Annotated in this window: 19 protein-coding genes; 14 read left to right on the top strand and 5 right to left on the bottom strand. The window is 40.0% G+C overall.

What is annotated here, in order from left to right:
- Positions 1 to 3 precede the first annotated feature (3 nt).
- The 6 genes from NFR51_RS02070 to NFR51_RS02045 all read left to right on the top strand — a co-directional run bounded on the left by NFR51_RS02070 (position 4) and on the right by NFR51_RS02045 (position 7,022).
- Positions 4 to 903 (top strand): helix-turn-helix domain-containing protein, encoded by a 900-nt coding sequence (locus tag NFR51_RS02070; protein WP_251712105.1) that lies wholly within the window; start codon positions 4 to 6, stop codon positions 901 to 903.
- A 38-nt stretch (positions 904 to 941) separates the two neighbouring features.
- Positions 942 to 1,493, top strand: coding sequence for a CDP-diacylglycerol--glycerol-3-phosphate 3-phosphatidyltransferase (pgsA, locus tag NFR51_RS02065; RefSeq protein WP_251712104.1), 552 nt, complete (start codon positions 942 to 944; stop codon positions 1,491 to 1,493).
- Between the two features lie 558 nt (positions 1,494 to 2,051).
- Complete coding sequence (hisS, locus tag NFR51_RS02060; RefSeq protein ID WP_251712103.1) at positions 2,052 to 3,335, top strand: histidine--tRNA ligase; 1,284 nt, start codon at positions 2,052 to 2,054, stop codon at positions 3,333 to 3,335.
- Positions 3,336 to 3,391: 56 nt separating this feature from the next.
- A complete protein-coding gene (gene aspS / locus NFR51_RS02055; protein WP_251712102.1) occupies positions 3,392 to 5,140 on the top strand; it encodes an aspartate--tRNA ligase in 1,749 nt (582 codons plus the stop codon).
- Positions 5,141 to 5,150: 10 nt separating this feature from the next.
- The gene (locus tag NFR51_RS02050) at positions 5,151 to 6,014 is read left to right on the top strand and encodes a YitT family protein (RefSeq protein WP_251712240.1); all 864 of its coding nucleotides are present in this window, start codon (positions 5,151 to 5,153) and stop codon (positions 6,012 to 6,014) included.
- Between the two features lie 126 nt (positions 6,015 to 6,140).
- Positions 6,141 to 7,022: a YitT family protein gene (locus NFR51_RS02045; RefSeq protein WP_202231162.1), complete on the top strand. Its 882-nt coding sequence runs from the start codon at positions 6,141 to 6,143 to the stop codon at positions 7,020 to 7,022.
- Between the two features lie 51 nt (positions 7,023 to 7,073).
- Here NFR51_RS02045 and NFR51_RS02040 read toward each other — a convergent pair whose 3' ends face one another.
- The 4 genes from NFR51_RS02040 to hslO form a co-directional block, all read right to left on the bottom strand.
- On the bottom strand, positions 7,074 to 7,316 hold the full coding sequence (locus NFR51_RS02040; RefSeq protein WP_251712101.1) for a hypothetical protein: 243 nt from the start codon (positions 7,314 to 7,316) through the stop codon (positions 7,074 to 7,076).
- 221 nt (positions 7,317 to 7,537) lie between these two features.
- Positions 7,538 to 8,533, bottom strand: a complete 996-nt coding sequence (gene dusB, locus NFR51_RS02035) for a tRNA dihydrouridine synthase DusB (RefSeq protein ID WP_251712100.1) — start codon at positions 8,531 to 8,533, stop codon at positions 7,538 to 7,540.
- An 89-nt stretch (positions 8,534 to 8,622) separates the two neighbouring features.
- Positions 8,623 to 10,167, bottom strand: a complete 1,545-nt coding sequence (locus tag NFR51_RS02030) for a ClC family H(+)/Cl(-) exchange transporter (RefSeq protein WP_251712099.1) — start codon at positions 10,165 to 10,167, stop codon at positions 8,623 to 8,625.
- Complete coding sequence (gene hslO / locus NFR51_RS02025; RefSeq protein WP_251712098.1) at positions 10,164 to 11,048, bottom strand: Hsp33 family molecular chaperone HslO; 885 nt, start codon at positions 11,046 to 11,048, stop codon at positions 10,164 to 10,166. Before hslO ends, NFR51_RS02030 begins: the two co-directional genes overlap by 4 nt.
- Positions 11,049 to 11,355: 307 nt before the next feature.
- Between hslO and NFR51_RS02020 the strand changes: the two genes are divergently transcribed.
- The 7 genes from NFR51_RS02020 to NFR51_RS01990 all read left to right on the top strand — a co-directional run bounded on the left by NFR51_RS02020 (position 11,356) and on the right by NFR51_RS01990 (position 18,794).
- Positions 11,356 to 12,645: an adenylosuccinate synthase gene (locus NFR51_RS02020; RefSeq protein WP_251712097.1), complete on the top strand. Its 1,290-nt coding sequence runs from the start codon at positions 11,356 to 11,358 to the stop codon at positions 12,643 to 12,645.
- A 129-nt stretch (positions 12,646 to 12,774) separates the two neighbouring features.
- A complete protein-coding gene (locus NFR51_RS02015; protein ID WP_251712096.1) occupies positions 12,775 to 13,578 on the top strand; it encodes a DUF6273 domain-containing protein in 804 nt (267 codons plus the stop codon).
- An 11-nt stretch (positions 13,579 to 13,589) separates the two neighbouring features.
- Entirely contained in the window at positions 13,590 to 14,564 is a 975-nt protein-coding gene (locus NFR51_RS02010; RefSeq protein WP_251712095.1) for a vWA domain-containing protein, read from the top strand.
- Positions 14,531 to 16,384, top strand: coding sequence for a hypothetical protein (locus NFR51_RS02005; RefSeq protein ID WP_251712094.1), 1,854 nt, complete (start codon positions 14,531 to 14,533; stop codon positions 16,382 to 16,384). The genes NFR51_RS02010 and NFR51_RS02005 overlap by 34 nt, the downstream gene beginning before the upstream one ends.
- Positions 16,374 to 17,171: a DUF6273 domain-containing protein gene (locus NFR51_RS02000; RefSeq protein WP_251712093.1), complete on the top strand. Its 798-nt coding sequence runs from the start codon at positions 16,374 to 16,376 to the stop codon at positions 17,169 to 17,171. Before NFR51_RS02005 ends, NFR51_RS02000 begins: the two co-directional genes overlap by 11 nt.
- Positions 17,172 to 17,186: 15 nt before the next feature.
- Positions 17,187 to 17,984 (top strand): DUF6273 domain-containing protein, encoded by a 798-nt coding sequence (locus NFR51_RS01995; RefSeq protein WP_251712092.1) that lies wholly within the window; start codon positions 17,187 to 17,189, stop codon positions 17,982 to 17,984.
- Between the two features lie 15 nt (positions 17,985 to 17,999).
- A complete protein-coding gene (locus NFR51_RS01990) occupies positions 18,000 to 18,794 on the top strand; it encodes a DUF6273 domain-containing protein (protein ID WP_251712091.1) in 795 nt (264 codons plus the stop codon).
- 151 nt (positions 18,795 to 18,945) lie between these two features.
- Here the strand turns inward: NFR51_RS01990 and NFR51_RS01985 are convergent, their stop codons facing one another.
- Positions 18,946 to 19,518, bottom strand: coding sequence for a TetR/AcrR family transcriptional regulator (locus tag NFR51_RS01985; RefSeq protein WP_251712090.1), 573 nt, complete (start codon positions 19,516 to 19,518; stop codon positions 18,946 to 18,948).
- A gap of 414 nt (positions 19,519 to 19,932) precedes the next feature.
- Between NFR51_RS01985 and NFR51_RS01980 the strand changes: the two genes are divergently transcribed.
- Positions 19,933 to 20,247, top strand: coding sequence for a hypothetical protein (locus NFR51_RS01980; protein WP_251712089.1), 315 nt, complete (start codon positions 19,933 to 19,935; stop codon positions 20,245 to 20,247).
- Positions 20,248 to 20,306: the final 59 nt, after the last annotated feature.

Below are 20,306 nucleotides of genomic sequence, written 5' to 3'. Positions count from 1 at the left end.
GACATGGTGGCAATTAAAACAATAGGCGAAGTTCTCAAAGACAAGAGAACAGAACTTGGCCTTGGGCTGAGTGAAGCCGAAAAACTTACAAATATTCCGAAATTATATATTATTGCTTTAGAAACAGGAGACTATAAGGCTTTACCTGGTGATTTTTATATTAAAGCCTATCTTAAACAATATGCTGAGAAGCTAGAGCTTGATGCAGATCAAATCATGTTGGCTTATGAAAAAGATGGTTCGATGTCTGTTGAAGAACACGAGGACATTCAAGAAACTTATCGTTTTGTAAAACCGAGTGAACGTGTAGAGGAAGAGGAGGAGGAAAGCAATAAACCTGCATGGCGTTACTACCTTCCGATTATTTTACTTTCTACCGTTGCTTTAGCGATTGTTGGAAGTGTTACTGCTGTTGTACTTTTAAATCGTCCGCAAAATAGTGATTTGAACGATGTTTCTTACACTTATCAAACCAGTGAAACTGCAAAAACGACAGAAGATGAAAAAACAACAGAATCAACAGAAAAAACAGATGAGACAAAACCAGAACCAGAAAATCAGCTTGCAGTCACAGGGAGTGGGACACAGCTCAACGTTAACTTGACAAATGCGAGTCTTCCTTCTCAAATTGTATTCACGACAGCAGCAGGGACAGTCACCACTGTTTCACTGACAAATGCGGATTGGGCTACAGTACGTACTTTATCTGATGCAGAAAATACAGCAACAGCAACCATAGGCTCGGGCTTGACAGAGTCAACGATAAGACTTTCAAATACACAAGGACTTACGATGACGATTAATGGCAATAATGTTGACTTGTCTACCTTAAGACAGGGTGTCCCAGTAAACATCCAGCTTACTCTAACTTATGCAAGTACAACAGCCACTCCAACAGAATGAGATACTGTTAAAATTATAATATTTTAAAGAAAGCAATTATGAAAAAAGAAAAACTCCCCAATCAATTAACGATACTAAGAATCTTTATGATTCCTGTCTTTCTCATTGTCCTTTACCTGCCACACGGAGCAGCTGTCGGCGCAAGCTATGTTTCATGGATTGTTGCAGCTCTTATCTTTGCTGTAGCATCAATCACAGACTGGCTTGACGGCTATTTAGCCCGCAAATGGAAAGTTGTTTCTAATTTTGGTAAATTTGCGGATCCATTGGCAGATAAGATGTTGACCATGGCAGCTTTCGTTATGCTAATCGCTCTAGAATTAGCCCCAGCTTGGGTTGTTGCAATCATCGTGTGCCGTGAACTTGCTGTAACTGGTCTTCGTCTTTTATTGGTTGAGCAAGGTGGCGCAGTCTTGGCTGCAGCTATGCCCGGAAAAATTAAAACATTTACACAAATGTTGTCGATTATTTTCTTGTTAATTGGTGATCCCATTTATATTGGCACACTCTTACTTTATGTTTGCCTTATCTTCACGATTTATTCCGGCTATGATTACTTTGCCAAAAATATGCAAGTATTTAAGGACTAATTCAATATTAGGGCTTGAAAAAAAAGAAGGTCTGCGTTATACTTAACTTAAAGAGAGTAAGACTTGGCTGAAAGCTTACAAAACTTAAAGTGACGACAAAAAACGGTAGCAACGTTATAGCTAAACTGAGGTTCTGGAAGACAGGACAAATTTAGGTGGTACCGCGATAAGATTACTGACGCCCTAGAGCTTTATGCTTGGGGTGTTTTAATTTGCTGCCAGCATTGCACCTAAAGGCGCTAATGCTGGACGTCAATCCCTATAGGGCCTTTCCTAAGCAACTTATTAGGTAAAATGTAAAAAAATATCGTTTTTTACATTTCACCGTCATAATGTTTCGTCATTGCGCCTAAAGGCGCTAATGCTGGACGGCAAGCCCTACAGGGTCTTGCCTAAGCAAGTTATTAGGTAAAATGCAAAAAAAATATCGTTTTTTACATTTCACCGTCATAATATTCCGCCATTGTGCCTAAAGGCGCTGATGCTGGTTAGTAAGTCCCCCAAAGTCTTTCTTAATAATGTTTTAAGCACAAAGGTATTCAATATAAAGGAGATAGAATGAAATTACAAAAACCAAAAGGTACGGCAGACATTCTGCCTAAAGAGTCACAAAAGTGGCAATATGTAGAAATGATAGCCCGTGCAGTATTTGAAGATTATAATTTCAAAGAAATCCGTACACCGCTTTTTGAAAGTTATGAGCTATTTAGTCGGGCAACAGGTGAAACAAGTGATATTGTGACGAAAGAAATGTACGACTTTGACGACAAAGGCGGGCGTCATATCGCTTTGCGCCCTGAAGGAACTGCTTCAACTGTTCGCGCTTATATTGAAAATAAACTCTTTGCTCCAGAAGTACCAAAACCAGTGAAAATGTATTATATGGGTTCGATGTTCCGTTACGAACGTCCTCAATCTGGACGCTTACGCGAATTCCACCAATTTGGTGTGGAATGTTTCGGAGCGAAAAATCCAGCGATTGATGTCGAAATTATCGCCATGGCACAATCCTTATTTGAACAGATCGGCATCTCTGGTGTAACACTTCACTTGAATTCTTTGGGTGACTTAGAGACACGTAAGGCTTACCGTACAGCTTTGATTGATTATTTGACACCTTTTGAAAGTCAGCTTTCAAAAGACAGCCAACGCCGCCTTCACGAAAACCCACTGCGAGTACTTGACAGTAAGGAAAAAGAAGACAAAGAAATTGTTAAGGGTGCACCATCTATCTTGGACTATCTTACAGAAGAGTCTCAAAATCACTTTGACATGACCCGAGAACTGCTTGATGGTTTGGGTATTGATTATGTCATTGATACCAATATGGTTCGTGGTCTGGATTACTATAATGACACAATATTTGAATTTGTCGTGGATGTAAAAGGGCAAGAACTGACGGTTTGTGCAGGCGGACGTTATGATGGTTTGGTTGAATACTTTGATGGGCCAGCAACACCAGGTTTTGGTTTTGGTCTCGGTGTAGAGCGCTTGTTGATGGTTGCTGAAATGCAAGGTGTTGATTTCCACGAAGAAGATACACTGGATGTCTATATCGCTGTTATGGGAAACAAAGCCAGCTTAGCAGCGACACAACTTGCAGAAAGTCTTCGCGCTCAAGCCTTTAAAGTTGAACGCGATTTCTCTAATCGCAAGCTTGGCGCACAATTTAAATCGGCTGAAAAAGCAAATGCGGAAGTGATTATCACACTTGGTGACAATGAAGCAGAAACAGGTGAGATTGCAGTCAAACATAACCAAACGCGTAAAGAAGTGAAGACAACATTAGCAGAAGTGATGAAAAGTTTTGCGCCTATCTTTGAGGAAGCGCTTGGAGAATAAAAAAGTTCAGCAGTTCCAGAGAACATGAGGACTAAAGAAACGTAAGGAGATTAAATTTGAAGAGAACAAACTATGCAGGAAACATCACAGAAGAGTATTTAAATCAAGAAGTTACCGTAAAAGGCTGGGTTGCAAAACGTCGTAATCTTGGCGGCTTAATCTTTATTGATTTACGTGACCGTGAAGGCATTGTCCAGATTGTGGTTAATCCAGAAACAGCAGCACAAGAAATCGTTGAAGTTGCAGATAAAGTCCGTAACGAATATGTGCTTGAAGTTACAGGTAAAGTTGTTGAACGTGCCAGCAAAAACGAAAACATTAAAACGGGTGGAATTGAAATTGAAGCCAATCAAATGAAAATTCTTAGCACTTCAAAAACAACACCCTTTGAGATTAAAGATGGTGTGGAAGTGCTTGACGATACGCGTTTGAAATATCGTTATCTCGATTTACGCCGTCCGGAAATGCTGAACAACATGACGATGCGTCATGCGATCACGCGTGCCATTCGTAGTTACTTGGACAATCAAGGGTTCATCGATGTTGAAACACCTTTCTTGAACAAATCGACCCCAGAAGGTGCACGTGATTACCTTGTCCCTTCTCGTGTCAATAAAGGCGAATTTTATGCTTTGCCACAAAGTCCACAACTTATGAAACAATTGTTGATGACTGCAGGTCTCGATCGCTACTACCAAATCGTAAAATGTTTCCGTGACGAAGATTTACGTGGCGACCGTCAACCAGAATTTACACAAGTCGACTTAGAAACAAGCTTCCTTGGGGAAGAAGAAATTCAAGATTTGACTGAAGGCTTGATTGCAAAAGTTATGAAAGACGTTAAAAATGTCAATGTAACTTTGCCATTCCCGCGCATGAAGTACGATGATGCCATGAATTTCTATGGTTCAGATAAGCCAGATACACGCTACGAGATGCTCTTGACAGACTTGACAGACCTTGCGAAAACTGTAGATTTCAAAGTGTTTAGTGAGGCGCCAGTTGTTAAAGCCATTGTCGTTAAAAATAATGCCGATAAGTACTCTCGTAAAGCCATTGATAAATTAACAGAACAAGCCAAGCAAAATGGTGCCAAAGGTTTGGCTTGGATCAAGTTTGAAGACGATAAATTAGCAGGTCCTATTGCCAAATTCTTGACAGATAAAACTGCAGAATTCGTTGAAACTTTGGGCTTGGAAAACAACGACTTGGTCCTCTTTGTGGCGGACAGCTTAGACGTGGCGAATTCAGCACTGGGGGCTTTACGTCAAACGATTGCCAAAGAGCAAGGCTTAATTGATTATTCGAAATTCAATTTCCTCTGGATTGTCGATTGGCCAATGTTTGAGTGGTCAGAAGAAGAAGGGCGTTATATGAGTGCGCACCATCCCTTTACTTTACCAACTGCTGAAACACAAGAGGAACTTTCAGGAGATCTCAGTAAAGTCCGTGCCCATGCTTACGACATTGTTTTGAATGGTTACGAACTCGGTGGTGGTTCACTCCGTATTAATACCCGTGAATTGCAAGAAGAAATGCTTAAAGCACTCGGCTTTAGTTTAGAAGATGCCAATGCGCAATTTGGTTTCTTGCTGGAAGCTTTAGACTATGGCTTCCCACCACACGGAGGATTGGCCCTTGGTTTGGACCGTTTCGTGATGTTGCTTGCAGGCAAAGACAATATTCGTGAAGTTATTGCCTTTCCTAAGAATAATAAAGCCACAGACCCGATGACACAAGCGCCATCAGCAGTCAGTGAGAGCCAACTGGAAGAATTGAGAATTAAACTTGAAAAACTTGACTAAATTTATCAACATGTTTGGTGGCTGGGAAAAGTTAACACATCGTTTCTCAGCGTCTGTCTTATATGGAATCACCTCTGCTTTTGCACTGAATTTCTTTTACCAACCCGGAAGAGTTTACTCTAGTGGTGCTACGGGTGCAGCACAGGTGGCAACTGAGATTTTTACACGGATGATGGGGTATAACTATCTGCCCATATCGGTAACGCTCTTTCTGATTAATGTTCCCTTGATGATTTTGGCATGGTTCCGCTTGGGAAAACAGTTTACCTTGTTTACTTTGCTGACTGTTACCATGAGTTCTGTTTTTATCCACTTTGTCCCAGAAACAACGCTGACACCTGATCCGATCATCAATGCCATCTTTGGTGGTACCATCATGGGGGCAGGGGTTGGTTATGCCATGCGTAATGGTATTTCGAGTGGTGGTACGGATATTATTGCCCTTTATATCCGTAAGAAAACAGGCCATAATGTGGGAACATTAGGGTTTATTGTCAATGGTGTGATTATCTTTACTGCAGGAGTGCTTTTTGGCTGGGAATACATGCTGTATTCAATGATTGCTATCTTTGTGAGCTCACGCGTAACAGATGCTATCTTTACGCGTCAAAAACGGATGCAAGTTATGATTGTCACCGAAAATCCGGAAATTATCATTCGCAAACTCTTCGAAAAGATGCATCACAGTGCAACCATTTTGAATAATGCTGAGGGTGCTTATTCGCATGAAAAACGGACAATCTTGTTCACCGTTATTACAATGTACGAATATCAAGACTTTAAAGAAATCATTACTAAGTATGACCCTAAAGCCTTTGTCTCCATCTCGGAAAATGTCCGTGTTATCGGTAACTTTAGTGAGATTACGGATTAAGTTGACAAAACGGTTGTTTTAGTATAAATTAGAGAAAGCCTCTGTCATTTTTGACAGAGGTTTTACGAGAAATTACAAACCTATTTTTACAATATTAATAAAAATAGTATTAGATTGGAGAGTTGTATGAAGGATATGAGCCTCATTAAAATCCACTTTCGCAACTTTATTGCCATTAGTTTAGGAGCAGTCATCTTTGCTTTTGGATTTGTAAAGTTAAACATGGCCAATCAGTTGGCTGCCGGAGGACTTTCTGGGATAACCTTGATCTTGCATGCCTTACTTGGACTGGATCCGGCTATTAGCCAGTTCATTCTGAATATTCCTTTGCTTTTTATCGGGTACCGTTTTTTAGGACAGCGTACCTTTATCTATACAGTTTATGCGATTGTTAATGTTTCGCTTTTCCTTTCTGTCTTTCAGACCTTTGATTTTAATATCAATCTGTTGCATGACAACTTAGTTGCAGCCCTCTTAGCTGGGGTATTTGCTGGAGCAGGGGTTGGGATTATCTTCCGCTTTGGTGGAACAACCGGGGGATCAGATATCATTGCACAGCTGTTGCAAATTAAGCGAGGCACAGCAGTGGGACGTGTCATTTTCACAATTGACCTTTTTGTAATGACACTCTCCCTTACTTACATTGACGTGAATCATATGGTTTATACATTAATTGCGAGTTTCGTTGCGGCTCAGGTCATCAACCTTATCCAGTCAGGAGGGTATACCGTTCGGGGGATGCTTATTATCAGTCCCAAGTATCAAGAAATTGCAAATGCAATTCTTGCAGAGCTTGGACGTGGTGCGACATTCTTACACGGAGAGGGAGCTTATTCTGGAACTGAGAAACGTGTCGTCTATGTGGTACTTAACCCTCGAGAAGTTATGACCGTTAAGGCTTTGATTGGGGAGATAGATCCTCAAGCCTTCTCAACAGTGATAAATGTCCATGAAGTGATGGGAGACTTTACGTATCCTCAAAGCAAATATAAACGTAAGAAAAAGTGAGTAATAAAAAAAGAAGAAGCCTGATTCTTCTTTTTTTATTTTAAGCAGCTGTTATTGAAACAACTTAGATGTTAAGCGTTCTCCTTCAAGTCGGCCAACAGAAGAAACGCCTTCTACACCAGAAGAGTCTGCATTAACACCATCCTTGATAACTTGTAAGCGATCAATAGCTTGATTGATTTGAATCAAACTTTGCGTTTGGTTTTCAAAACTATAGTTACTAATCTCACGCTTAGCTTTCTTAAGATGAATAATAGCTTTTTCAATTTCGACAATAGCCTTTGATGTACGCATAGAGTCCCTCCTTGTTTTATAGTACTAACCTTATTATAACAGAAAAGTAGGGAATCTGCTTTTCTATAATCTGCGATCAAGCTCAAAGTCAAGAAACAACCAGTTCTTGACTTTGAACCAATAAAAAATTGAGGAAATTATAAAGGAAGCTCTTTCATTGTCAGTGACTTTAGGTTATGAGGGGGAAGGCGATAAAAAAGACCAGCAAAAAAGCTAATCCATTAGTTCTGCGCAACGAAAGCATCTAAAATAGTAACGATTTCTTCCTGACTTGTTGCCTGATTTACCGCAACTTTAACCTTGGCCGCACGTTTGGCTCCCTTAAGGTAGTAAGCTGCATGTTGGCGAAACTCACGTGAAGCTAAGCTATCGCCTTTGAGGTCAACAAGACGTTGCAAGTGAATCTTAGCGATGCGCATTTTTTCATCCACAGTAGGTTCAGGAAGAAGTTCACCTGTACGAAGATAGTGTTCCGTACGGTGAAGCATCCACGGATTTCCGAGAGCTGCTCGACCGATCATGACTGCATCAACACCTGTTTCATCAATCATGCGTTTAGCATCTTCAGGTGTTTTCACATCACCGTTTCCGATGAAAGGAATGTTAATGTTGCTTGCTACTTTTTCAAGCCATGTCCAGTCAGCCTTACCTTCATAAAGCTGGGCGCGTGTCCGGGCGTGCATGGCAACAGCTGCACCACCAGCAGCTTCAATAGCCTTGGCATTCTCAACAGCGTAGAGATGATCAGAATCCCAACCGATACGGATTTTTACAGTCAGTGGTAAGTCAATCGCAGAGCTGACAGCTTTCACTACATCATAAACCTTATCTGGGTCAAGCAGTAAGCGACTGCCCGCTTCATTTTTTGTTACCTTCGGAACAGGACAGCCCATATTGATATCAATGATGTCAGCCACTGTATTTTCTTGAACAAATTTCGCTGCTTCAACCAGTGTATCAACTTCACCACCAAAAATTTGCATGGAAAGTGGATGAGGTACGCCTTCAAAATCCATCATTTGAAGGGTTTTTTTGTTACGGTGCTCTATACCTTTATCGGAAATCATTTCAGTAACAACAAGTCCGGCTCCAAACTCTTTAGCTGTTGTCAGGAAGGCTTTATTATTAATCCCCGCCATTGGAGCGAGTACAATTTTATTAGCAATTTCTATATCCCCAATTTTCCAAGGGCGTGTGTATTTTGAATCCATAGTCATAGAGAATATTTTAACATTTTTTAGAAGATTTACTCAAACTTTGCACTGGAAAAACCTCCGCAGGTCATTTTGCGGAGGTTTTGAATGTTTTAAGTGGTAAATAGTCGCTTTATTTTTTGGCGAACGGAGACTTCTTGGGTTTGGGTTGTCAAAAAAGTGGCAATATCTCCAGCATGGAGCAGTGTATCTCCATGCGGAACAATTTTTCCCCCATTTCGTTGAATGGAAATGAGAAGGCTACCTTGTGGCAAGTGAAGGTTTCGAACAGGCTGATGATCGGCTTCAGAATCAAACTGAACCAAGGCTTCAATCATAATGTGCCCTTCTTTTTTAGTAGCAATTTCAGAATCTGCGGCGAGAAGAGTGTGGAGTAATGAATGATAGATTGGTTCGGAGTGTAGAAGTTCAGCGACAAGGTAGGAAATAAGGGAAACAAAAGCCAGAGGCAAAAGATGATCAAAAGAACCCGTCATTTCGACCAAAAGTAAGATACCTGTCATTGGTGCACGAACAATGGCGGTAAATGTTGCAGCCATAGCTAAAATTATAAAATTAGGAAAGAGATTAGGGGACAAATGCAAAGAGGGAATAATCACTGTAGCAAAAATACTACCCAAACTGGCACCTAGAACTAAAAGCGAAAAGAAAATGCCTCCAGGAACTCCAGAGATATAACTTATAATCGAAATTAAAAATTTCGATACAAAGATGAGGCAGAGAAAAGCAAATCCCCAACCTAGAGTGAGTTGAGCGATTAAGTGATGCCCACTTCCGCTGATTATTGGAAAAAAGAGTGCCGCAAGAGCAGAGATGATAAAACTCAGAAGAACACGAAGAAAAGGACTTTTTATTTTGGCTTGCATAAGACCTTGTCCTTTTACAAGAGCGTAGTTATATACAGTTCCAAAGATTCCCATGAATATACCTAAAAGTAAGAGGAGCCAATAGTTTGAAAGAGGAAAGCTGCTGACAATCTGAAAGTTAAAGATACTTGCAGACCCAAAAATAACACGAGAAACGGCATCTGCAACGATAGCAGAGGCCATACAGGTTAACAAAATCAGTGGTGAAAAGTAGCTAAAAATTTCCTCCAAAACGAACATGATACCAGAGAGTGGTGCGTTAAAGGCTGCAGATAAACCCGCTGAAGCACCTGAAGCGATGAGCAAACGTTGATGACGTTCAGTAGTAGCAAATTTTTGCCCAATCGCTTGTCCCATAGCAGCTCCAAGCTGGATAGAAGGACCCTCGCGGCCCAAAGAAAGCTCTGCAAACATAGCTAGGGTCCCACCGACAAACTTAGCCCAAGCAGTCGCAAACCAGTTAGGTTGAAAATATCCTAGCAGCTGTCCCTTGATTTGTGGAATTCCACTGCCAGTAGACATGGGATATTTTTTCATTAAGCTGCTGACAATAAGCGCGAGGAGGAGCAAAGCGGGAATTAAGAGAAGAACATAGGCAAGATGTCTCCCAGTCTGTTGATATAAGATCGCCCCTAAATTTTCAGCCACGGAAAGAGCTAAACGATAAAAGCTGGCAAGGAAGCCAGCTGTAAGTCCAACCAATAGACTTAAAAAAATTAAACCTATATTTTTGTTTGATGATTGTGATAAATCTTTAAGCGGCAGTCTCATTTTTGAACAGCTCCTAAGATTAAATCATTAAGTTCTTTTTCTGTAAATTCATATTTACGATTACAAAACTGGCAGACAATTTCAGCACTATGATCTTCTTCAATCATCTCGGTAATCGCTTTGCTGCCAAGACCTTGCAATCCTTTAGCAAAGCGTTCTTTTGAACAGTCACATCTAAAAGCTAAAGAAGATTCAGCAAGAATAGTATAGTCCATTTCTCCGTAAACTGCGGCGAGCATTGATTCAAGAGGATTTTCATTTAAGAGTATTTCTGAAATACTTGGCATTGCTTTGATATTTTTTTCTATCAAGGTAATTTCATCATCAGTTGCATCCGGCAGAGCCTGTAGCATAAAGCCACCAGCAATTTTGACACTGTCTTCTCCCTCGTTCAGCAGGACATTTAAACCAACAGAAGAAGGAGTCTGCTCACTTGAGAGGAAGTACCAAGCCAAATCTTCCCCAATTTCCCCAGTAATCAGATCTGTTTGCCCTGTGTAAGGTTGACGAAGTCCCATATCTTTAATGACCACAAAGAAGCCATTCCCAACGAAAGGAGCAACGAGTACTTCGCCGGTTGAAGCTTTTTTGTAGTCGAGATCTTTGTTTTGAACATAGCCTTTAACGTTTCCGTTAGCATCAGCGACAGCAATAATTGCACCCATAGCACCATCACCCAAGATTTTGACCGTAATTTTACTGTCCCCTTTTTCATTGGCGCCTAAAATTTGAGCAGCAATCAAGGTACGACCAAGCGCAACGGTAGAGGAAGGCATTGTTTGATGCCGCTCTTGCGCTTCACGGACCGTCAATGTTGAATCAAGAGCAAAAGCACGAAAGTGACCATTTTTTGAAATGGATTTTAATATTTTATCAGCCATAACTCTTTTTATTTTACCATATTTTTAAGGACAGTGAGTGTTATGGCTTCATTTCTAGAGTGCTGTTTTACATAAAGCGTAAAGGAGGTCAAAAAGCCAATGTTTTTAGGGGAAATTGAAATAAAGTTTGATATTTCCGAACGAAAAACGATTTTTTATAAAAGACATTTGTTTACTCTAGATTTTCAAAAATAATTTTTGCTATAATGGGAATAGTGCGATAGGAGCTTTTCAATATCAAAATGCCAGCTGTATCCTCACAAGAGAGATATAGAGCGTACAAATATTAAAAGAAAAGAGAGCTATTATGCCATCAGTTGTTGTTGTAGGAACGCAGTGGGGAGATGAAGGAAAGGGTAAAATTACGGACTTCCTCAGCTCAGACGCTGAGGTTATTGCGCGTTACCAAGGAGGAGACAATGCCGGTCACACGATTGTGATTGACGGCTTTAAGTACAAACTCCACCTTATCCCATCGGGTATTTTCTTTCCAGAAAAAATATCTGTTATCGGTAATGGTGTAGTGATTAACCCCAAAGCCTTGGTTAAAGAAATTGCTTATCTCCACGAAAACGGTGTAACAACAGATAATCTTCGTATCTCAGACCGCGCCCACGTTATCTTGCCTTACCATATCAAGTTAGATGCCCTTCAAGAAGAAGCTAAAGGCGATCAAAAGATTGGTACGACAATCAAAGGTATCGGCCCAGCCTACATGGATAAAGCAGCACGTGTCGGTATCCGTATCGCAGACCTTTTGGATAAAGAAATTTTTGAAGAACGTCTACGTACAAATCTTGAAAATAAAAACCGTGAGTTCGTGAAACTTTACGACAGCGAAGCGCTTGATTTTGATGAAATTTTTAACGAATACTATGAATACGGTCAACAAATTAAAAAATATGTAGCCGACACTTCAGTAATCTTGAACGAAGCGCTTGATGAAGGTCACCGTGTCCTCTTTGAAGGTGCTCAAGGAGTGATGTTAGATATCGACCAAGGAACTTATCCTTTTGTTACATCTTCAAACCCATTGGCAGGTGGTGTAGCTATTGGTTCAGGTGTTGGTCCAACGAAGATTGATAAAGTAGTTGGTGTATGTAAAGCCTATACTTCACGTGTTGGGGATGGCCCATTCCCAACAGAACTCTTTGACGAAACAGGGCACCAAATCCGTGAAGTTGGTCATGAATATGGCACAACAACAGGTCGTCCACGTCGTGTAGGTTGGTTCGATGCAGTTGTTATGCGTCACTCACGTCGTGTCTCAGGCTTGACTCATCTTAGCTTGAACTCGATTGACGTTCTTTCAGGTCTACCAACAGTGAAAATCTGTGTGGCTTACGAACTTGATGGAAAAGAAATCACACACTATCCAGCAAGTCTTAAAGAGCTAGAGCGCTGTAAGCCAATCTATGAAGAAATGCCAGGTTGGTCTGAAGACATTACAGGAATACGTACACTTGAAGAGCTCCCAGAAACAGCGCGCAACTATGTTCTCCGTGTCGCTGAACTTGTAGGTGTTCGTATCTCAACATTTTCAGTTGGTCCAGATCGTGACCAAACAAATGTTTTAGAAGATGTTTGGGAAGCTTAATTAAATAAATCTAAAAAGCAAGCAACCATTGATTTGGTTGCTTGCTTTTTTGTCTTTTTTGGTGAGAATACATCTTTTTTATCGTATTAGTTAGTGAAAAAATTATCATGTTTTTAAGGAGAGAGGCTATTGAAAAGTAAAAAAAGACTGGTGCTGTTTGTGACCTTGAGTATTGTCCAACTACTTATTGCTGTGTTTATAGTTGTGAAAAGAGAGGAGTTTATTTACCTCTTTCCCGCAAAAGAGCCACAAGTATTAAGAGACCTAGCCTATGACAAAGACAAGCGCTTGGGCTACACCATTCATATTAAAGAAAATGACAAGTTAGTGCCCTATCTAGTGCTCACGAAAAATTATATTGATCAAGGGAATGTCTTGTTGCTTCGAAAGCATCTCGTAGAGCCGCCCATGTCTTTTCGGGAGGGGTGGAAAGAAGCCTACTATGGACACAGCATACCGGATGACTTTATGCACAAAGACTTTATCAAGCGTTTGTCTAAAGATGTGCAGAAAAATATCCCCCTCACAGAGCTGGGAATAAAACCCTCGGCAAAAAATGCAGGAATGGGGCATATAGAAAAAATAAAGCGGAAACTTTTCTTGCTTTCGGATATTGATGTAGGAAATTACAAGGGTAGAGTGCGTTTTGAAGATGACCGTAACTTATTGTATTTTAAGCGAAAAGGTGGAGTAAAAGAGGACAGGTTAGCTTATTTAGATGGGGATTCTACCCCTTATAGCTGGTGGCTCCGTACTGCTTTTGCGACGGCTTCTGCAGTAGCTAAAGTAGTTAGCTATGAAGGGAATTTTGGAGGTGGAGGCGTCCCCTATCCTGCACATGTCCGTCCAGCTTTCACGCTTCCACCAGAAACAGAGGTAGAGGAAAAAGAGAGCGACGAGCAGATAATATACGTGCTTAAGACAGATAAATAAAGGAGAAGAAGATGTTTAAAAAATTATGTTTATTGTTATTTGTGCTGTGTCAACCCATATTTTTTGGTACACGTGTATCTGCTACAGCAGTGAAAGATTTGGATTTAAGTATCAGTTTGTCAGAAGTTCAAAGACAAAAGATAAGCTTTGGAGCTCCTGATGACAGTAAAAGAAAACAGTACAGTATTTTTCTGATGGACAGCTCCAGAAGTATGGGTGGAAGAAGCATCAAGCAAACCAAAGATATGGTTGGTAAGTTTGTAAAAGAGTCGGGTGCGTCCAAGCAAGAGCATCAAATTGCACTTGTGAGTTTTGGAGACGAAGCAACCCTGCTTCAAGCTTCTACTCCTGATGAGAAACAACTGCTGTCCGCTTTGGAAAAGATAGAAACGCGAGGGAAGACCAACTTATACAGTGGTTTGAAATGTGCAGAGCAGCTCTTGCAAGAAGTTAAGGATGCTGGGCAAAAAAATATCTTCATCATCAGTGACCGGACACCAACCGCAGGGGAAAAAGTAAATACAGGAAAGTATGGAAGCAAAGACATCTACAGCTATCAGTTTGCCAATGCGGCGAATAATCTGGCGCAAAAGATGAAAGCAGAACAGCAGGTAAGCTTTCGGACTTTTGTATTTATGGATAAGATTGTGGACTCGACCAAAGCGTTTGCTCGAACCTTTTTCCAAAATATTCAAACAGATGGAGCCTTTGATTTTAAAGATGTACAAGATATGGATTTTGTTTTTAAAAGTAAGGAGGCGGGAAAGGATTTCCAATCAGGGACTTTTAACTATGGTTCCGCACCTGCAGGAAAAGATGGCAAGGATTCTCAAGCCGTCTACCACTACAGTGATTCTTATTTTGAGCAGAGTGCCTATGCTTATCGTAAGGAGGAAAATCGCCCTTATGACCCACGGCTAGCGACCATGTCCCTCAATCTGGAGCTGGCTGCTTGGTCCAGCATTCAAGAAAAAACTATCTTTTAAAAAATAGAAATGCGAAGCAGCTACTGGAAGAAATCGGTTTTGAAAAATTCAAGGCTAACCAGCATTTTCAAGAAAGACCCTCGAAAGACTCGATTGGGGCGGTTATTGCCCAGAAAAAACTGACCGTCAAAGAAGAAGACTACACCTTGATAGCTCTAGCTATCCGAGGCGGGGGTTACGAAGCAGAGTGGGCCAGTAACCTGACTTTAGGACGGTTAGGCGAGCATCAAGGTTTTAGAGAAGCCAGCGAAAAAGTACTGACCTTCTTAGACCAATACTTGAAAGAAAACAAGGTGACAGGCAAGATAAAGCTCTGGATTAACGGCTATAGCCGTGCGGCTGCAGTGACCAATCTGACTGCTGGCGCTTTGAATAAGGGGCGTAAGCTAGCCAGTGGCGAACTCAAAGCAGAAGATATGTATGCTTTCTGTTTTGAAGCACCTGCGGGGACTTTGAAGAGAACAGGGAATGACGATAAGCGACATGACAATATTGTCAATGTTATTAATGTCAATGATGTGGTGACTAAAGTGGGACCGGAAGTTTATCCGTTTGAGTTTACGCGTTATGGGCAAGATTCATTTTTACCTGATAAGACTATACTTCCCAAAGAAGTATATGAAGCTGCCAAAAAGCGAATGGAAGGGGAGTTGAAAAAGTTAGAATCTAATTTAAAGTATAGTCTTGAAGAATTTCGGGCTAAAAAGATTAGTATGCTGGATATTTTTGACGGCTTGATTGTGGATGACCCAAAGGGGAAGGAAATGAACGAATCTCTAGATGATATCATCAGAAGCTTTGCGGTCGAGCGGATAAAGCATAGAAATAAGTATGTTAACGCATATCAAGAAGACATAAGGATACTGGCTGAACTTTATTTCACGACACGGGTTGAAGATAGGGAAAAACTTACAAGAAGTTTATTTAAAAATCTTGTCACCTCTATGATGTTAGGAAGTGATGCAACGAAAGTGAAAAATTTTGCTATTGACTGGTTGAGAAACATGGGGTTGGTCAATCATTCAGAGGTACGAATTGAGTCTTTAGCAGAGACTTTTCGAGAGCTTGTGTTCAAATTTATGATTAAACACCCCAATCTTTCAGTGACTCTTGTATCAAACTTAGACCCAGTCGCCCAAGCCCATCATCCTGACCTTTGTCTCGCATGGCTGAGGGCGCAGGATGAAAATTATCAGAAGGAAAAGATTGAGACTCCTGAGCCAAGTAAAACTTCAAAACGCATCTTAATAGCAGGAGATGTAGATATCAAGGTAAAACGTGAAACAGGAGAAATGGAGGAGCATTCTTCTGATGAAGTTATGGAACTTTCCACTTCAGCAGCAGAAGACACGACAGTCCTTGTCCAAGCCAGCGAGGCGACCAAGGTGGATTATACTATACAGACCATTGACAACACGGACGGAAGTGTGATACTTACAGAAGAGTTTGAGGATGTAGAGATAGGAGCGGGTGAAAAAATTGAGATAAATCTTTATAAGGAATCAGAAAATAAAGCTACAGAACTCGTCAAGGAGGGAGAACAGCTAAGCTCAGAAACGAGCGTTAAAGAAGAGTCATCAAAATATTATGCGACAAATATTAGAGTGGAAAACGAAAACCTAGGTTTTGTCCTAGGAGGTGGAATGACTCGCTTTGCAAACTATTCGCCCTTATATGCTATTCCACGAGAAAATGCAGAGTTTGTGGGTTGGTACAAAGGAGATGTGCTTTTATCTTCGGAAAACACTTACCAGCACCAAGTAAAAGCTGAGGAGGAACTTGTTGCGAAGTTTAAAGAGGTAAAGTCACATGACCAATAAAAAATTATTTTTACTTATTGCTTCACTTTTCCTAACTATTGTTCTCTCAATTGTCCTCATAAAGAGAGAGGAACTCGTGTATTTACTTCCTGCAAAAGAACCCCAAATCCTAAGAGATATAGCCTATGACAAGGATAAGCGTTTGGGTTATACCGTTCATATTAAGGAAAATGAGAAGCTAGTGCCCTATCTGGTGCTCACAAAAAATTATATCGGACAAGGCAATGTCTTACTGCTTCGAAAACATCTGTTGAATCCACCCATGTCTTTTCGGGATGGTTGGGAGGAAGCCTATTATGGACATAGCATACCGGATGCCTTTATGCACAAGGACTTTATCAAGCGTTTGTCTAAAGGTATACAAGAAAATATTCCTCTCACAGAGCTGGGGATAAAACCTTCGGCAGAACATGCTGGAAGGGGGCATATAGAAAAAATAAAGCGGAAATTTTTCTTGCTTTCAGACGTTGATATTGGAAATAGTAGAGGCAAACATCGCATGGGAGATGATCGTAATTTACTGTATTTTAAGCGAAAAGGTGGAGTAAAAGAAGACAGGTTAGCTTATTCAGAAGGGGATTCAACTCCTTATAGCTGGTGGCTCCGTACTGCCTTTGCGACGGATTCTGCAGTAGCTAAGGTAGTTGACTATGAAGGGATGTTTGGAGGAAATGGTGTTGCCTACATTTCTTATATTCGCCCAGCCTTCACACTTCCGCCTGAAATAGAGGTGGAAGAGAAAGTAATCAATGGGCATAAGGAATATGTGCTTAAGATAGATAAGTAAGAGAGGTAAAGTCAAATGACCAGTAAAAAAATATTTTTTCTTATTGCTTCACTGCTCTTAAGTCTTGTCCTCTCAATTGTCCTCATAAAGAGAGAGGAACTCGTGTATTTACTTCCTGTAAAAGAACCGCAAACTCTAAGAGATTTAGCCTATGATAAAGATAAACGTTTGGGCTATACTGTCCATATCAAGGAAGATGGGGAATTAGTACCTTATCTGGTTCTCGCGAAAAATTATATTAATCAAGGTAACGTCTTGTTGCTTCGAAAATATCTTGTAGATCCGCCCATGTCTTTTCGGGATGGTTGGGAAGAAGCCTACTACGGACATAGCATACCCGATGCTTTTATGCACAAGGACTTTATCAAGCGTTTGTCTAAAGGTATACAAGAAAATATTCCTCTCACAGAGCTGGGGATAAAACCTTCGGCAGAACATGCTGGAAGGGGGCATATAGAAAAAATAAAGCGGAACCTTTTCTTGCTTTCGGACATTGATGTAGGAAATTACAAGGGTAGAGTTCGTTTTGAAGATGATCGTAATCTACTGTATTTTAATCGAAAAGGGGGAGTGAAAGAGGACAGATTAGCGTATTTAGAAGGGGATTCAACTCCTTATAGCTGGTGGCTCCGTACTGCCTTTGCGACGGATTCTGCAGTAGCTAAGGTAGTTGACTACGAAGGGATGTTTGGAGGAAATGGTGTTGCCTACATTTCTTATATTCGCCCAGCCTTCACACTTCCGCCTGAAACAGAGGTGGAAGAGAAAGAAATCAATGGGCATAAGGAATATGTGCTTAAGATAGATAAGTAAGAGAGGTAAAGCCAAATGACCAGTAAAAAAATATTTTTTCTTATTGCTTCACTTTTCCTAACTATTATCCTCTCAATTGTCCTCATAAAGAGAGATGAACTCGTGTATTTACTCCCTGTTAAAGAGCCACAAATCCTAAGAGATATAGCCTATGATAAAGACAAACGCTTAGGTTATACCGTTCACATCAAAGAAGATGGGAAGCTAGTGCCCTATCTGGTGCTCACGAAAAATTATATTGATCAAGGCAATGTCTTGTTGCTTCGAAAGCATTTGTTGGATCCCCCCATGCCCTTTCAAGAAGGCTGGAAAAGATTTTATTACGGGTATAGTATGATTGATGCCTTTATGAATAAAGACTTTATCAAGCGTTTTCCTAAAGATGTGCAAGAAAATATCCCTTCTACAGAGCTTGGGATAAAAGCTTTAGAACCTAATTTTGAAAGTCGGCATATAGATAAGATAAAGAGAAAAATATTTTTGCTCTCGGATATTGATGTAGGAAAAAATAAGGACAGACTCCGATTAGAAGATGAGAATAACTTACAGTATTTTAAGAGAAATGGCGGTGGAGATGCTAATAGATTGGCTTTTTTAGAAAATGACCCCATTGCTTATACTTGGTGGCTTCGTACTGCTTTTGAAACGGCTTCTGCAGTAGCAGATACTATTGAAGAGGGGAGATTTGGAGGAAATGGCGTAGTCTACCCCGCCCATATCCGCCCAGCCTTCACGCTTCCACCAAACATGGATATTGAGAAGCAAGAGGCAGATGGGCAGAAAAGCTATATTCTCAAGATAGACAAATAAAGAGGCTGGGACAAAAGTCCAAAATAACGAAAAATCGCTCGATTTCGGCAAATAAGAATGTCGTGGTTGAGCGATTTTACTTTTACGATTATGGTTAATATCATCCAAATTCGGACTTTTGTCCCAGCTTCTTTTTGAACAGAAAAAAGGGTCAATGCCCGATTCCTTTGTAGATGAGATCATACATTGATGTTTTGATGAGTTTGATAAATATAGGTTTGAATTTTTCGGGTTCAAGGGGAATTTGTGAGCTAAACCACAGTGTGAAGAGGATATCTAAATAGGAAATCCAAAAGGAAAGCAACTGCTTAGAGGAGAAATAAGGGCTTAGCTGATGTTCTTTTACAAGATAATCATAACGTTCTTTGGCCCAAGGAAAAACAGAATCGGTTGCCCCATCAGCTGTCCGATAGAGCAAGTTGCTTGTTACAAGAATGTGTGCCACATCACGGTGCTTCCATAAGATAGGGAGTAGGATATCAGCAAAAATTTCGACAGGAATTTCACTAGGGTCGTGACGAAAAAGCTGTTCATTTATCTCTTGAAAAATTTCTGTATAGATGTAAGCAATAATACTATCGATGCCTTTATTTCCAAAGTTGTGTCGAATAGTATTTCGGGTAATACCAGTACGGCGTGTAATTTCTTCGACATTAACGACACCGTCTTCCGCCGCGATATTGAGTAAGGTTCGGATGACTATTTCTTTAGTGTTTTTGGCCATGTCAAAATCTCCCTTATGTCCTTTTTATTTTATTATATTAGAAAATGTTGTCAAGACGAAACAAAATTATTAACAAAGTAATCTAAAGCAATGATAAAAATGAATCCAAATGATTATTTTATTGCTTATGATATTGTATTTTAGGCATTTTTCTATATATTATTTATTATTATATTTTAAAAACTATAATAAAAAAGATTGAAATAATCTTTTTATATAAATATTTCACCGTTATATAAGTGTTTATGTCAATTTTTTAACTCAATATTGATGACAGTGGTCAATTTAATTATTGCTTTACATTACAAATGATACGGATATATAATATAATTATACAAAATATCAATGTGAGAGATGGAATTTATATAGTGGATGGAAGGGTCTTATTTGCCCGGAAGCAATGAGGAAGATAAAATGAAAAACTTATTTGGAAACAGTCGCAATGAAGAAAACACTTCGACTCAAAGGGAAGGCAGAACGATGGTACATCTTGAAGAATTTAATAAGCTTAGAGAAGATTTAGAGATAAACAACAGAAGCTTAAAAGATGCCCTTCTTAAAACAGAAGGTGAGAAGCATAAGGTCATTTTTGAAAAGAAAAAATTGGAAGAAGAACTCCAGAAACTAAAAGAAGAAAAAGAAAAGATGCTCTTGGAAAAAGAGCAAGAGGTGAAAAAATTGGAAGAGTCTCTTAAACAAAACATTCAAAATTGGACTAATGTCAAATAATTAGACAGAAAATGAGCTATGTTTTCTTAAAATAGTTTTCCTCCTTCTGATTTGGAGTT

The organism is Lactococcus ileimucosae, assembly GCF_943193185.1.
GTDB lineage: Bacteria > Bacillota > Bacilli > Lactobacillales > Streptococcaceae > Lactococcus > Lactococcus ileimucosae.
The sequence above is the reverse complement of the archived record's forward strand: the minus strand, read 5'-3'. Positions and strand labels throughout refer to the sequence as shown.